At 71.9% G+C, this 13,954-nt stretch carries 12 protein-coding genes; 8 read left to right on the top strand and 4 right to left on the bottom strand.

The window, feature by feature from the left end; genetic code table 11:
- Position 1: 1 nt before the first annotated feature.
- Positions 2–1,222 (top strand): AI-2E family transporter, encoded by a 1,221-nt coding sequence (locus tag ACFO0C_RS22615; protein WP_378068662.1) that lies wholly within the window; start codon positions 2–4, stop codon positions 1,220–1,222.
- A 50-nt stretch (positions 1,223–1,272) separates the two neighbouring features.
- On the opposite strand, the gene ACFO0C_RS22610 is transcribed toward ACFO0C_RS22615, so the two are convergent.
- On the bottom strand, positions 1,273–2,052 hold the full coding sequence (locus ACFO0C_RS22610) for an alpha/beta hydrolase (protein ID WP_378068661.1): 780 nt from the start codon (positions 2,050–2,052) through the stop codon (positions 1,273–1,275).
- Positions 2,053–2,106: 54 nt separating this feature from the next.
- Positions 2,107–2,367 (bottom strand): hypothetical protein, encoded by a 261-nt coding sequence (locus tag ACFO0C_RS22605; protein WP_378069122.1) that lies wholly within the window; start codon positions 2,365–2,367, stop codon positions 2,107–2,109.
- Positions 2,368–2,486: 119 nt separating this feature from the next.
- Between ACFO0C_RS22605 and ACFO0C_RS22600 the strand changes: the two genes are divergently transcribed.
- From ACFO0C_RS22600 to ACFO0C_RS22590, 3 genes are read left to right on the top strand one after another with little or no spacing between them, the layout of a single operon-like run.
- A complete protein-coding gene (locus ACFO0C_RS22600) occupies positions 2,487–3,980 on the top strand; it encodes an aldehyde dehydrogenase family protein (protein ID WP_378068660.1) in 1,494 nt (497 codons plus the stop codon).
- A 9-nt stretch (positions 3,981–3,989) separates the two neighbouring features.
- On the top strand, positions 3,990–4,652 hold the full coding sequence (locus ACFO0C_RS22595; protein ID WP_378068659.1) for an ABC transporter ATP-binding protein: 663 nt from the start codon (positions 3,990–3,992) through the stop codon (positions 4,650–4,652).
- A complete protein-coding gene (locus tag ACFO0C_RS22590; protein ID WP_378068658.1) occupies positions 4,649–6,133 on the top strand; it encodes a DUF6297 family protein in 1,485 nt (494 codons plus the stop codon). The genes ACFO0C_RS22595 and ACFO0C_RS22590 overlap by 4 nt, the downstream gene beginning before the upstream one ends.
- A 134-nt stretch (positions 6,134–6,267) precedes the next feature.
- Here ACFO0C_RS22590 and nucS read toward each other — a convergent pair whose 3' ends face one another.
- On the bottom strand, positions 6,268–6,927 hold the full coding sequence (nucS, locus tag ACFO0C_RS22585; protein WP_378068657.1) for an endonuclease NucS: 660 nt from the start codon (positions 6,925–6,927) through the stop codon (positions 6,268–6,270).
- Between the two features lie 71 nt (positions 6,928–6,998).
- On the opposite strand from nucS, the gene ACFO0C_RS22580 reads away from it, so the two are divergent.
- The 4 genes from ACFO0C_RS22580 (at position 6,999) to ACFO0C_RS22565 (ending at position 12,269) form a co-directional block, all read left to right on the top strand.
- Entirely contained in the window at positions 6,999–7,619 is a 621-nt protein-coding gene (locus tag ACFO0C_RS22580) for a DUF4126 domain-containing protein (protein WP_378068656.1), read from the top strand.
- Positions 7,616–8,953 carry a hypothetical protein gene (locus ACFO0C_RS22575; protein WP_378068655.1) on the top strand — a complete coding sequence of 446 codons (1,338 nt, stop codon included), beginning with the start codon at positions 7,616–7,618 and terminating at the stop codon, positions 8,951–8,953. Before ACFO0C_RS22580 ends, ACFO0C_RS22575 begins: the two co-directional genes overlap by 4 nt.
- Before the next feature lie 38 nt (positions 8,954–8,991).
- Positions 8,992–11,454, top strand: coding sequence for an FtsK/SpoIIIE domain-containing protein (locus tag ACFO0C_RS22570; protein ID WP_378068654.1), 2,463 nt, complete (start codon positions 8,992–8,994; stop codon positions 11,452–11,454).
- A 68-nt stretch (positions 11,455–11,522) separates the two neighbouring features.
- Positions 11,523–12,269, top strand: a complete 747-nt coding sequence (locus ACFO0C_RS22565; RefSeq protein ID WP_378068653.1) for a hypothetical protein — start codon at positions 11,523–11,525, stop codon at positions 12,267–12,269.
- A 754-nt stretch (positions 12,270–13,023) separates the two neighbouring features.
- Here ACFO0C_RS22565 and ACFO0C_RS22560 read toward each other — a convergent pair.
- Positions 13,024–13,872, bottom strand: coding sequence for a 3-hydroxyacyl-CoA dehydrogenase family protein (locus tag ACFO0C_RS22560; protein ID WP_378068652.1), 849 nt, complete (start codon positions 13,870–13,872; stop codon positions 13,024–13,026).
- Between the last annotated feature and the right edge of the window lie 82 nt (positions 13,873–13,954).

The following is a 13,954-nucleotide window of genomic DNA, read 5'->3' as shown; positions in this document are numbered from 1 at the left end:
GATGTCCGCCGAGCCACCCGCCGACACGGCACCGCAGCCGGCATCACGACCCGACGAGCCGTCGCGGGCGCAGCCGTCATCGGGGCCGCCGTCCGGGCCGTCATCGCCGCCGGGTGTGCCGCCGCCGGCACAGCCGTCGTCGGGGCGTGAGGAACCGGCGGCGGGCGTGGGGAAGCCTTTCGGTGAGCCGGGACCACCGCTCAACCGGCGCAACCCGTTCCTGCTCGGGTTCCTCTTCGGGCTGGGCCTTCTCGTGGCCTATGCGCTGTTCCTCGGCATCCGTAACGCCACGTCGATGCTGATCCTGATCTTCATCGCCCTGTTCCTGGCGATCGGCCTCAATCCGGCGGTGACCCGTCTGCGCCGCTGGGGCCTGCGCCGGGGCGCCGCGGTGGCGATCGTCGCGCTCGGCGTGGTCGGTCTGCTGGCCGGCGGTGTGGTTGCGCTGATCCCGCCGCTGGTCACCCAGACCACCGAGCTGATCAACAACGCACCGGACGTGGTGGAGAGCCTGCGCCGCAGCGAGACGGTCAACGAACTGGTGCAGCGCTACGACATCGCGAACCGGGTGCAGGGCGCGGTCAACGCCGGGACGATCACGAACGCCCTGGGTGGCGTGGTCGGCGGCGCCCGGCTGCTGTTCGGCACGATCTTCAACATCCTGACCGTGCTGGTGCTGACGATCTACTTCATGGCGTCGTTCGAGCGGATCAAGACGACCGGTTACCGGTTGGTCCCGGCCTCCCGCCGGGAGCGGGTGTCGCTGCTGAGCGACGAGATCCTGACCAAGGTCGGCGCCTACATGGTGGGGGCACTGGCGATCGCGGTGCTGGCCGGGGCGAGCACCTTCGCGCTGGCTCTGGCGCTGGGTCTGGCGTACCCCTTCGCCTTGGCCGTGGTGGTCGCGATCTGTGACCTGATCCCGCAGATCGGCGCCACCCTCGGCGCGATCGTGGTGAGCCTGGTCGGTCTGGCGTCCTCGGTTTCCGACGGTATCGCCTGCATCGTGTTCTTCATCATCTACCAGCAGATCGAGAACTATCTGATCTACCCGCGGGTGATGCGCCGGTCGGTCCGGGTCAGCGACGTGGCGGCGCTGGTCGCGGCCCTGCTCGGAGTCGGGCTGTTCGGCGTGATCGGCGCGCTCGTCGCGATCCCGATGGTGGCCGCCATCCAGCTGATCATGCGGGAGGTCATGTTGCCGAGCCTCGAGGACCGCTAGGCCGTGCCTCGGAAACCGGCCGGGGCTACGGCGCGTTCGACACCGGTCACCTACTTCTTGTCGAAGGCGGCGACTGTGCGGTCGGCGTAGGCGGTGGCGTCGCCGGTCTCCATCGGACCGTCCCAGGTCGTCGGGAGCGGGGTCGGCACGCCCGGTGCCACCCGCCGGACGATCTCGTCCAGCACCTTCTCGGCGTCACCGACCCACAGGTGCTTGGCGCCGGGCATGGCGACGACCTCGGCCTGCGGGATGGCCGCGAATCGTTCGGTGGCCTCGGCCGGCCGCAGGTAGTCGTCGAACTCGGGGATCAGTGCGGTCACCGGCTTGCCGTCCGCGGCCCAGGCGGCCAGGTGCGAGGGCTGGGAGAACCGCAGCGGCGGGGAGAGCAGGATCGCCCCGGAGACGGCCGGGTCCAGCCCGTACATCAGGGTCAGGTCGGTGCCGAAGGACCAGCCGACCAGCCAGATGTCCGGCAGGTCGGCGAACTCCGCGTACTCGATGGCGGCGGCCACGTCGAAACGCTCGTCGACCGCTTTGGCGAAGGTGCCGCCGCTGGTGCCGCGGACACTGCTGGTGCCGCGGGTGTTGAAGCGCAGCACCGCGAGACCGGCCAGGGCGGGTAGCCGCCACGCCGCCTTGCGGTAGACGTGGCTGTCCATCATCCCGCCGTGGGTGGGCAGTGGGTGCAGGCAGACGAGGGTGGCCACCGGGTCGCGGTCGAGTGGCCGGGCCAGCTCACCGACGAGGGTGACGCCGTCCGCGGTGTGCAGCTCGATGTCCTCCCGGTGTGCGGGAAGGATCGAGTTGGCACGGATCTGGTTGCTGCTCATGAGGAGAGGTTTTCATTTCCGTCAAAGGGGCGGTGGGCGGGGCGGCCGGATGGCTCACCCGTAACGGGGAGCGTTGCGTGAGCGCTCCACCCCGGGGGCGCGCCGGTCGCGGCCGCGCCAGCAACCGGTGTGCCAGTGGCGGCGGTCGGCCATGTCGCCCCAGCCGTCCGCGGGCCACGCGACCACGTGCGCCACCCCGGGGCGGATCTCCTGCATGCAACCGGGGCAACGGTACGTCTTGGCGGCCGCCGCACCGAAGATCGACCGCACCATCCACTCGCCGTCCTGCCACTGCTGGACGCGCTGCTCGGTGATCCCGGGACGGTCCGGGTTCGGCTCGTCGTCGGACGGGCGGCGGGGGCGGTTACGGCGGGGGCTCACGAGGTCAAGCGTACGTAGTGACTCGCTGGTAACAATCACCCTAGACTCGGGACATGACGGCGACTCACGTTCCCGGCCTCCCCGTGATCGATGACGGCTGGCTGATCTCCACCAACCCGGCCACCGGTGCGGAGGCCGGCCGTGTGCCGGTCGCCGACGAGAAGGCCGTGGTCGCGGCCGTCGAGCGGGCCCGGGCGGCTGCCGTCTGGTGGCAGGGGCTCGGCTTCGACGGCCGTAAGATCCGGCTGCTGCGCTGGCGCACCCTGATGGTCCAGCGGATCGAGGAGCTGGCCGAGCTGGTCCACAAGGAGTCCGGCAAGCCGCTGGCCGACGGCACGATCGAGGCCGTCGCCGCCGTCGAGCATCTGGACTGGGCGGCCCGCCACGCGAAGAAGGTGCTCGGCCCGCGCCGGGTCCGCACCCGCATCCTGGTCGCCGAGCACTCCGGCCACCTGGAGTACCAGCCGTACGGCGTGGTCGGCGTGATCGGCCCGTGGAACTATCCGATCGTCACGCCGGTCGGCCCGATCAGTGGCGCGCTGGCCGCCGGCAACGCCATCGTCTTCAAACCGAGCGAGTACACGCCGATCGTCGGGCAGTGGCTGGCCGACACGTTCGCCGAGGTGGTCCCGGAGCACCCGGTGCTGCAGGCGGTGCACGGCCTCGGTGACGTCGGCGGCGCGCTGTGCCGGTCCGGGGTCAACAAGGTGTCGTTCACCGGTTCCACCGCCACCGCCAAGAAGGTGATGGCCGCCTGCGCCGAGAATCTGGTGCCGGTGGTGCTGGAGGCCGGCGGCAAGGACGCGCTGATCGTCGACGCGGATGCCGACGTGAGCGCCGCCGCCGAGGCCGCGGTCTGGGGCGCCATGACCAACGCCGGGCAGACCTGCATCGGCATCGAGCGGGTCTACGCCGTCGAGCCGGTCTACGACAGGTTCGTCGAGGCCGTCGTGGAGAAGGCGGGAAAGCTGCGCACCGGCGAGGAGATCGGCCCGATCACCATGCCCAAGCAGCTCGACATCATCCGCGACCACATCGAGGACGCGCTGGCCAAGGGCGGCAAGGCGGTGCTCGGCGGCGCCGAGGCGGTGCAGGCGCCGTTCGTCGCGCCGACCGTGCTCGTGGACGTGCCGGACGACTCGTCGGAGATCCGCGAGGAGACCTTCGGGCCGACGCTGACGATCACCAAGGTGCGCGACGCCGACGAGGCGGTGGAGAAGGCCAACGACACGCCGTACGGCCTGGGCGGCTCGGTCTTCGGCAAGAAGAACGCGATCCGTATCGCCCGCCGCCTGCGTTCCGGGATGGTGGCCGTCAACGGCACGCTCACCTTCGTCGGCATGGGCAACCTGCCGTTCGGCGGGGTCGGCGAGTCCGGTTTCGGGCGCATCCACGGTGAGGACGGTCTGCGCGAGTTCGCCCGGGCCAAGGCGATCACGGTTCGCCGGGGCCCGTCGCTGCTCCCGGCGATGACGTTCGAGCGCACCCCGGCCCAGGTCCAGCAGATCGTCAAGGCGCTGCGCCTGCTGTACGGCCGCAAGCCCTAGTCTGTGTGGGTGGTTGATCACCCAGCGGTCGAGGTCAATGGTCTGTACGTGAGTTACGGCTCGACGCCGGTGCTGGTGGACGTGGGACTGACCGTCCCGGCCGGCGCCGGCGTCTGCGTGACCGGCGAGAACGGCATCGGCAAGTCCACACTGCTGCGTTGTGTGAGCAGCCTCCAGCAGGCCGACGACGGTGACATCCGGGTCTTCGGTGCGGCGCCCGGTGACAGCCCCGAGTTCTGGCGCGCGGTGGCCACCACGGTCGAGCCGCCCACCTGGTACCCCGGCCTGACCGTCCGCGAGCACGCCGAACTGGTGTGCCGCGCGCACGGCCAGGACCCGGACGAGTCCGGCATCGACGAGGCGCTGGAACGGTTCGGGCTGGCCGGGCACGCCGACGCGATCCCACCGTCGATGTCGTCCGGTCAGAAACAGCGGCTGACCCTGGCGCTGGTGCTGCTGCGGCCCAGTTCGCTGCTGATCCTGGACGAGCCGGAGCAGCGTCTCGACCCGGAGGGCCGGGCGATGGTCGCCGGGATGCTCGCCGACTACCTGTCCACCGGCGGCTCCCTGCTGCTGGCCAGCCACGACGACAAGTTCTCGGTCGCCTCGGGCGCGGAGCTCGTGTCGATGGAGCAGCTGACCGGTCCGGGCACCGGGGCCGGCCCGTCGTGACGGCCGTCGTCGCGCTGCGGCCGGTGCGCCGCTGGATCCGTAAGGCGCAGGCATCGCATCGGGACCGGGGTGACGCGCTCGCGACCATCTACACGGTGGTGTTCTCGATCGCCGTGCTGTCGGTGATGGCCCAGGACACACTGCGGGCCGTCTTCAGCCCGCTCGTCCCCCACCTCAGCGGCGTCGGCGCGATCGCCACGGCCGCCTGCGGTGCCGGCCTGATCTACCTGGCGCTGCGCCGGCTCGGGCCCGTCTCGGTCACCCGCCCGGCCGCGTACTTCCTGCTCACCGCACCGGTCAGCCGGCCGAAACTGCTGGCGCCGTCGTTGCTCGCGGCGGCCTTCGGTGCGGCGGTGGCCGGCGGTGCCGCGGCGTTCGGCGTCCTCGGCAACACGGTGGCGAGCGCGTCTCTCGTCCTGGTGGTCACGGGCGCGCTGTCCGGCGTACTCCTCGCGCTCCTGGCCTCTGCCGCGCAATCGCGGCCGCGACTCGCGTCGCTCACCGACACCGTCGCCCGCCTCGCGCTCGCCGCCGGCCTGGCCGGTCTGGTCGCCGAGGCGACCGGCTGGACGCCGCCCGACCTGGGCGCAGAGGCCGCGGCATCCGTCGTGGTCACGGTCACCGGCGCCCTCGCGGTCCTCGTTCTCGGCGCGTTCCTTCTGGGGGTACGGGACCTCGCGCGCACACCCAACGGCGCGATCCTGGAGTCCGCCAAGACCGCGGGAACACTCGCCGACTCCGTCTACGGCATCGAGCCGTCGTTCCTCTCCGAGATGCTGGAGCGCCGGTACTGGGCGTCCCGGCGGCTACGTTCGGCCCGGCTCCCCCGCCGGCTGCCCCCGCTCACCGGCCAGGACCTGCTGCTGGCCCGGCGCCGCCCGGCCCGTCTGGTGTGGACCGCCGCGTCCACCGCGCTGCCGCTGCTGCTGATCTCCGTCCCGCGCTGGGTGCTGGTGATCGCGCTGCTGGCCGGCATGGTGATCGCGGCCAAGGCCACCACCGCCACGATCAAGACCGACGCCGGTAACCCGGTGCTGCTGCGGATGCTCGGCCTCACGTCGCGTCAGGTGGTCCAGCAGCGGCTGTGGGTGCCGGCCGTGCTCGGTGCGCTGTGGGCCGCCGTCACGCTGGGGTTGCTCCAGGCGGCCGGAGGGCTCCCGCCGGGCCAGTGGTGGGCGATGGGCCTGGTACTCGGCCCGGTCGGCGGCGCCGTCGCGGTCCGGGCGGCCCGGGCCGGTTTCGTCCGCAACGATCTGATCCCGGTCGACACGCCGATGGGCTCGGTACCGACCGGTCCGATCGTCTACGCCTTCGCCGGAGTGGACCTGCTCGTTCTCGCCCTGCCCGCGGTGATCACCCTGCTCGGTCACCGGCCGGCCACATGGACCACGATCGCCGTACAGGCCGGCGTGACCGCCCTGGGCATCCGTGCCTACGTCTCCTGGACAACCGGCCAGTCCCGAGTAGGCCTGGCAAAGTAGCCGCCCCCACACGCATTACCTGTCTGAGGACCGGCTAGGCGGAACTCAGGAGGGCGAGCGGGTGTCTCCGGCTGTGAGGCTCGGTGGTGGGCGCGAGTCGCGGTGCAGGGAGCTGCGCTTTTGTGGCCGTACGCTCAGAAAAGGGTTAGTTCGTCTTTTTTCATGCCGCGCAGCGCGTCGTAGTCGACGACCACGCAGCGAATGCCGCGATCGGTGGCCAGGACGCGTGCCTGGGGCTTGATCTCCTGCGCGGCGAAGACGCCCTGGACCGGGGCGAGGAGCGGATCACGGTTCATCAGTTCGAGGTAGCGGGTGAGCTGCTCGACGCCGTCGATCTCGCCACGGCGCTTGACCTCGACGGCGACCGATCTGCCCTCGGGGTCCTTGAGGAGCAGGTCGACCGGGCCGATCGCGGTCATGAACTCGCGACGGACCAGCGTGAAGCCCTCGCCGAAGGTCTCCGGGTGCTTGGCCAGCAGCTCCTGCAGGTGCGCCTCGACACCGTCCTTGACCAGGCCGGGGTCGACACCCAGCTCGTAGGAGTAGTCCTGGAAGACCTCCTCCAGGGTGATCCGCAGCTCCTCGCCGGCCTTGTTCACCACCTTCCACACGCCGGGGGCCTCCTGCAGCTTGCAGGGCGGGCTCATCCAGTTGAGTGGCTTGTAGGCACGGTCGTCGGCGTGGATCGACACCGACCCGTCGGCCTTGACCATCAGCAGCCGCACCGCCGGGGGCAGGTGAGCGGAGAGACGGCCGACATAGTCCACGGAGCACTTCGCGATGACCAGACGCACCGCACGACGGTACCTGACGATCCGCGGATGCCCGGCGGGCGGCACGTGCGCGGCGGTGCGATCCTGAGATCGTGTTCGAAGTATTGACCGGTACCGGTCTGGCCGCCTCGGCCGGGCTCAACGCCTACATCCCGCTGCTGACCATGGGTCTGCTGGCCCGTTACACCTCGGCGATCGATCTGCCGTCCGGGTCCGACTGGCTGGCCAACGGCTGGACGCTGACGATTCTCGGCCTCCTGTTCGCCATCGAGGTGGTGGCCGACAAGGTGCCGGTGGTCGATCACGTCAACGACATCGTGCAGACGTTCGTCCGGCCGACGGCGGGTGGCCTGGCGTTCGGCGCGGGCTCGGCGTCCGAGACGGTCACCGTCACCGACCCGGGCGCGTTCTTCACGTCGAACCAGTGGGCGCCGATCGTCGCCGGCGTGGTGATCGCTCTCGTCGTGCACGGCGTGAAGGCGGCGTCCCGGCCAGTGGTCAACGTGACGACCGCCGGATTCGGCGCGCCGGTCGCCAGCACCGCCGAGGACATCGGCAGTGTGCTGATGTCCGTGCTGGCCATCGTGCTTCCGGTGCTCGTTCTGGTGGGTCTCGGCGTGCTCGTGTGGGCGGCGATCTGGGTGGTCCGGCGGAGGAATCGCCGAAAGCGGGAGCGGGCCGGGAGTGTCGGTCCGGGTCACTCGTTTGGTTGACTCTCGGGGTGCCCGCGATCGCCGTACCCGCCTTCGCCCTGAGTTGCTGGCTCGCCTGCTACCTGATCGGCCGTGATCCGGGCAGGGCCACCCTGCGCTGGTCGGCCACGGCGCTGGTGTCCTATGCGCTCGGGGTGGCCGCCTGGGCCGTGTCCCCCGGATCGGCCACCGCCGAGGTGCTGCTCTGCATACCGGCGCTGTGCTGGGCCGGGGCCGTGGTGTCGCTGCTGCCGCTGACCCCGGTCGAGCGGCGGCCGATCGACCGGGGTGCCCTGCTCCTCGGCGGGGCCTTCCTGCTGATGATCGTCTTCCTGCCGCAGGCGGGCCGGCTCGTGGTGCTCGCCCCGATGGTCGGCGCGCTCATCCTGATGTGGCGGCTGCGTGAGCAGGTCGTGCCGAAGATGCTGCCGCTCGCGCTCACCGTGATGGCGGTGCTCTGCACGGCCGCGCTGGTGCTGCTGTTGTTCACCACGTCCGGTGAGCTCGCAGCGATCGCCGCCCTCGGCCTGGACCTGCTGGTGGTCGGCTATCTGATGGCGGTGGCACACGCCGGGGAGAGCGGTGAGCGGCTGCGGCCCGACCTGCGGCGCTCACTGGTGGCCCAGATCGCGGTGCTGGTGCTGGTCGGTGTCCCGGCCGGCGTGACGATGTGGCTGGTGCCCGGCCACGACGGGGTGGCGCTGCTCCAGTTCGTGGTGCTGGCCGCCGGGTCGGCACTGGCCGGGCTCGGCTCCCAGGCGCGCCGGGCCCTGGACCGGGTGGCGCTCGCCGACGACCAGCCGCTGCGCTCGGACCGGTCGGCGCTGTTCCTGAACGCGGACGCGCTGCTGCGGCGGCGCGAGCAGCGGCGGCTCAACACCATCGGTGAGCCGGAGTTCCTGCGGATGACCAGGCGGGCGCTGACCGACTTCGGTGATCTGAACCGGCTGGCCCGCAGCCCGCTGACCGATCTGCCGGCGGTGGCGCGACGGCTCGCCGGCAAGGACGACCAGCCGCGGGCGCGGGCCCGGGAGCTGCGGGCGGTGCTACGCGAGTGCGTGTCGGCGATGCGCCCGGCGGGGCCGTTCGGGACGACCGAGGAGTGGCGGTACTACAACGTTCTCCAGTTCTGCTGCGTGATGGGCCTGAACCCGTACGCGCGGCGGCCGCGGACCGACGGGGTGAGCCGGGAGGCGCGGCTGGCCGTCGAGTGGTTCAAGCGGTACGTGCCGCAGGACATCACGAAGCAGTGGCAGCGTGAGGCGGCCATGCTGGTGGCCGAGCAGCTGTGGATCGATGTGGTCGGCCGGCATCGCGCCCTCCCTTCAGCTGATATCACGACACGCACCACCTAAACCCCATAAAAGGTCATTTAGGGCTAATATCCCCGACCATGAGGCACCGCAACGCGCTGGTCGCCGCGGTGCGGCAGGAGCTCGCCGAGGCCCGCGGCACCGCCCGCGCGGTCCTCGCCGCCGCCGAGACGGCCCGCGGTGAGGCACAGCACCGGCGGCGGCTGGTGCGGGAGGCCTACGCCACCTGCCTCAACCAGCTGGCCGCCGCCCGCGAATCCGCCCGCCAGGACATCCAGCACCGCTACCGCGGCGAGGCCGACCGGCTCGCCGGGCACCTGCGTGGACTGGCCACGATGAGCTCCACCGGTGCCGCCGGTGCGCCCTGGCGATACTGGGCGCCCAGCGAGCCCGAACCGGGCACGGCACCCGGGCTGCTGCGGATCGGCACCATCACCTTCGACGAGACCGCCGCACTGCCCGCGCTCGTCCCCCTGCTCGACCGTGCCCACCTGCATCTGAGCGGGCCGGCCAGCACCCTCGACGAGGTGATCGGCGGTGTTCTGCTGCGGGCGATCGGCAGCACCCGTCCCGGCGACGTGGACCTGATCGTCTACGACCCGGAGAGCCGCGGCGCGTTCGGGCAGCTCGGGCCACGGCACGTCGGACCCGGCGGGCTCGGGGCGCTGCTGGAGGAGCTGTGCCACGCCGAGGACCACGAGTCGTGGCGGGTCGTCGTACTGCTCGCGGACCGGGCCACCGGTGACGAGATGACCCGGGTGCAGCGGGCGCAACTGGAGCGGATCGCGCGTACCGGGGTGGAACGCGGGGTGCATCTGGTCGTCCGGGGGCTGGACCTGCCGGACGACCCCGCCGTCGAACGGATCGTGGTCCACGACCGAGTCGCGGCGTGCACGTCGCTCGGACGCCTCGAGATCCACCTCGACCCGCCGCCGCCGGCCGCGCTCTGCCGCGACGTCGCCGACCGCCGACGCCAGGGCCCGCCGCCGGCCCGGCTCGCCGATCTGGAGCCGGCCGGCCTGTGGGACGAATCCTCCCGGTACGGCCTGCCCGCCCCCATCGGTGACAGCACCGACGGTGTGCTCGTCGACATCCCGCTCGGCGACGACCTGCCGCACGTCCTGATCGGCGGGCCGTCCGGCGCGGGCAAGACCAACCTGCTCTACACCTGGCTGGGCTCCCTGACCACCCGGTACGGCCCCGGCGAACTCGCCCTCTACCTGCTCGACTTCAAGGAGGGCGGATCGTTCGCCCGGTACGCGCCGGGGCCCCGCGACCCGAGCTGGCTGCCACAGGTCCGTCTCGCCGGAGTCAACGTCCGCGAGGACCGGGAGTTCGGTCTGGCCGTACTCCGCCATCTCGGTGAGGAACTGCGGGCCCGGGCCGCCCGCCGCACCGGGCCGGACGACCGGCCCCGCGTCATCGCCGTCCTCGACGAGTTCCCGGTGCTGCTCGGCGGCCGGGACGCCCTCGCCGACGAGGCCGCCGACATGCTCGAGGACCTGGCCCGGCGCGGTGGTGACCACGGCATCCACCTGGTGCTGTCCACCCGGGACGCCGACGGCCTCCGTGCACTGCAGGGCCGTCCCGCGCTGATCGCGCCGTTCACCCTGCGGATCGCCCTGCCCAAGGCGAGCCACATCCTCGCCGACGACAACCTGGCCGCTTCGGTCATCCCGGCCCGGCACGCGGTCGTCAACACCGAATCCGGGCTGGCCGGCGCCAACCGGGTGGTCCGCCTGCCGGACGCCGGCGACCCGGCCGCCTGGCGCGCCACCCAGCGCCGGCTGTGGCGGTCCCGTCCGCTCGGCTGCGAGGAGCCCCGGCTGTTCGACGGGGACGCGGTGCCGCGGCTGCCGTCGTCGTACCGTCCGTCCGGGCGGGTACCAGCGGCCGGCGAACCCGTCGGCACCTCACCCGGGGCGGTCCTCGGCGAACGGATCGACGTGTCGGCGCGGCCCGCCCGGGTACGGCTCGGCCGGATGCCCGGGCGCAACCTGGCGGTCATCGGCACCCGCGCCGACGAGGCCTGCGACGTGCTGGCCGCGGCCGCCCTGTCGCTGGCCGCGCAGGGTCCCGCCCACTTCAGCATCATCTGCCTCGACCCGGCCGCGGAACGCTCGGCGGCCCGCCTCGTCGCCGAACTACCGGCCGCCGACTGGTACGACAAGTCCGACGTCCACTTCGACCCGCCCGCCTCCGAGGTACCCCGGTACCTGATCGGATACGGACTCGAAGCAGCCGGGCCGTCACACCGCCCGGCTCTGCGCGCCCTCCTCGACACCGGACCGTCCCGGCGGGTGCACGTGCTCGGCTGGTGGCGTTCGGTCAGCCGGCTCCGCGACGACCTGGCCGGCCGCTTCGACCCGATCGGCGCCTGGGTGGCCCTCGACGTGCACGGTGGCGACCTGGCACCGCTCTACCCCCAGCCGGGTGGACCGCTCTGGCGCCCACGGCCGCGCCGGGCCCTCTTCTTCGACAGGTCCGTGCACCGCACCCCCGAAGTGATCATCCCGTACGAGGTGAACAGTGACCACACGTGACCGCCACCGCAGCCTCCGAGCCGAACCGTGACCACACGCGACCGCCACCGCAGCCTCCGAGGTGAACCGTGACCACACGTGACCGTCAACCGCTCGGCCGTGACTATCAGTTGATGGTCAGCGCTCTCGCCGACGTGACCCGCCGCCGCGACGCCGAACTCGACGACGCCGAACAGGCCTACCAGGACAACGCCGCCCGGGCCGCCGGCGAACTCGCCCGCGCCGAGGGCGAGGCCCTGGCCGCCGACCGCTGGGCCGGTGCCGCCGCCGCGCAGGTCCTGGACGTCGACCGCGAGGCCGCCCGGCTCTGGGACCAGCTCCGCCGAGCCCGTGGCCTGCGGATCCGTGCCATCGGCGAGGTACCCGACCCGGCACCCGTCGAGGCGATGCCCCGAGTCGCCCTGCAGCGCCGCCCCGAACCCGGCGAGGACGTCGTCCCGATCGGCCGCCAGTCGCCGCGCGTCCTGCTGTCCCGCGCCGCCGACCGCATCGACGTCACCGTCCACCCGGCCGGACTCCCCCGCTGGGCGCTGCCGCTGCTCCCGCTGATCGGCGCACTCACCGCCTTCGGTACCGGCCTGGTAGCGGCGGGCCTCGTGACCTTCGGTGACAACGCACTGTGGGGTGGGGTGATCATCCGCGGGCTCGGCTGGTTGACGTTCCTCATCGCGCCGTCTGCGGGGGTACCGGTCGCCGCCTACCTCACCCACAGTCGCATGCACGCCCGGATGGACATCGGCGGCATCGGCCTGACCCTGCTCGGAGGCATGCTCGCGGCCACCCTGCTGTCCCTGTCCTTCGCCGCCACCCGCTGACCACTTCCGGTCAATCGTCGGCCCAGGCGCCGCCACCGTCCGTTCCCGCCCCCCGCCACCGACCCTCCCGGCCGGGACTTCCCCCACCGCCCGGCCCCACCCCAGCCCGCGGCAGGCTCACCCCACGCCCACCCAAACCACCAGTGGGTGCCACCACCGCCCACCCCGCGGCGGCGACAGCACCCACACCACAGACCGGGCGCAACCACCGCCCCCCAAGGACCACCCACACACCCACCGCCCCCAGCGGGCACAACCACCGCCCACCCCACGGCGGCCACAGCACCCACACCGCCGACCGGGCGCCACCACCGCCCCCAAGGACCACCCACACACCCACCGCCCCCAGCGGGCGCCACCACCGCCCACCCCACGGCGGCCACAGCACCCACAACACCAACTGGGCGCAACCACCGCCCCCAAGGACCACCCACACACCCACCGCCCCCAGCGGGCACAACCACCGCCCACCCCACGGCGGCCACAGCACCCACACCACAGACCGGGCGCCACCACCGCCCCCAAGGACCACCCACACACCCACCGCCCCCAGCGGGCGCCACCACCGCCCCGGCGAAAGGCGCTTCGATGACCGGCGGGCGGTCGGCCCCACCGGCGGTAGCCGCCGAAGGCGGGGGACGAGTGCGATGCGGTGGTGGGAGGTGTGGCACGTACCGCCGCGGGTTTGGATGGAGAAACGGATCGTGCCGGGCACCGCACTGCGGCACCCGGCACGAACGCTGGCCGAATTTGATCAGTAGCTGTAGAAGCCCTTGCCGGTCTTGCGGCCGAGGTCGCCGGCCGTGACCATGCGCTGCAGGAGCTCCGGCGGGAAGAACTTCTCGTCGGCGGTGTCGCGGTAGATGTTGCTCGTCGCGTTGAGCATCACGTCGAGGCCGGTCAGGTCGACGGTGGCGAGCGGCCCCATCGCGTGGCCGAAGCCGAGTTTCATGACCGTGTCCAGGTCGGCCGCGGAGACGACACCGGACTCGACGAGCTGGATGGCCTCGACGAGGATCGCGGAGAACAGCCGGTTGGAGACGAATCCGGCGACGTCGCGCTTGACCTCGACGCACGTCTTGCCGACCTCTTCGGCGTAGTTGCGCGCGGCCGCGAGCGTGTCGTCGGAGGTCTGGTAGCCGCGGACGAGCTCGACCAGCTTCATCATCGGGACCGGCGAGAAGAAGTGGATGCCGACGACCGATTCCGGTCGGCTGGTGACGGTGGCGATCTGGGTGATCGGGATCGCCGACGTGTTGGTGCCGAGGACCGCTCCGGGCTTGCAGATCTTGTCGAGGGCTTTGAAGACCTCGTGCTTGGCCTCGACCTTCTCGTAGATCGCCTCGACCACCACGTCGGCGTCGGCGGCCGCGTCGAGGTCGGTGGTGGGCGTGATCCGGGCGAGGGTGGCCTCGACGTCGGCCTCGGCGATCCTGCCCTTGGCGGCGAACCGGCTGAGCGAGTCCTTGATCGCCGACATGCCACGGTCGAGCGAGGCGTCGTCGACGTCCCGCATGGTGACCTGCCAGCCGGCCTGCGCCGACACCTGGGCGATGCCGGAGCCCATCAATCCGGAACCGATGACCGCGAGACGTCCTGCCATGATCCACTCCTTCGTGAGAGGACGTCAGTTTACCGGCGTTCCTTAACGGAAGTTCAGCCCGGTTCCCGATCGGGGCGAATCG

This window comes from Actinoplanes subglobosus (assembly GCF_042650585.1).
GTDB classification, from domain to species: domain Bacteria; phylum Actinomycetota; class Actinomycetes; order Mycobacteriales; family Micromonosporaceae; genus Actinoplanes; species Actinoplanes subglobosus.
This window is presented reverse-complemented; position numbering and strand designations above follow the sequence as displayed.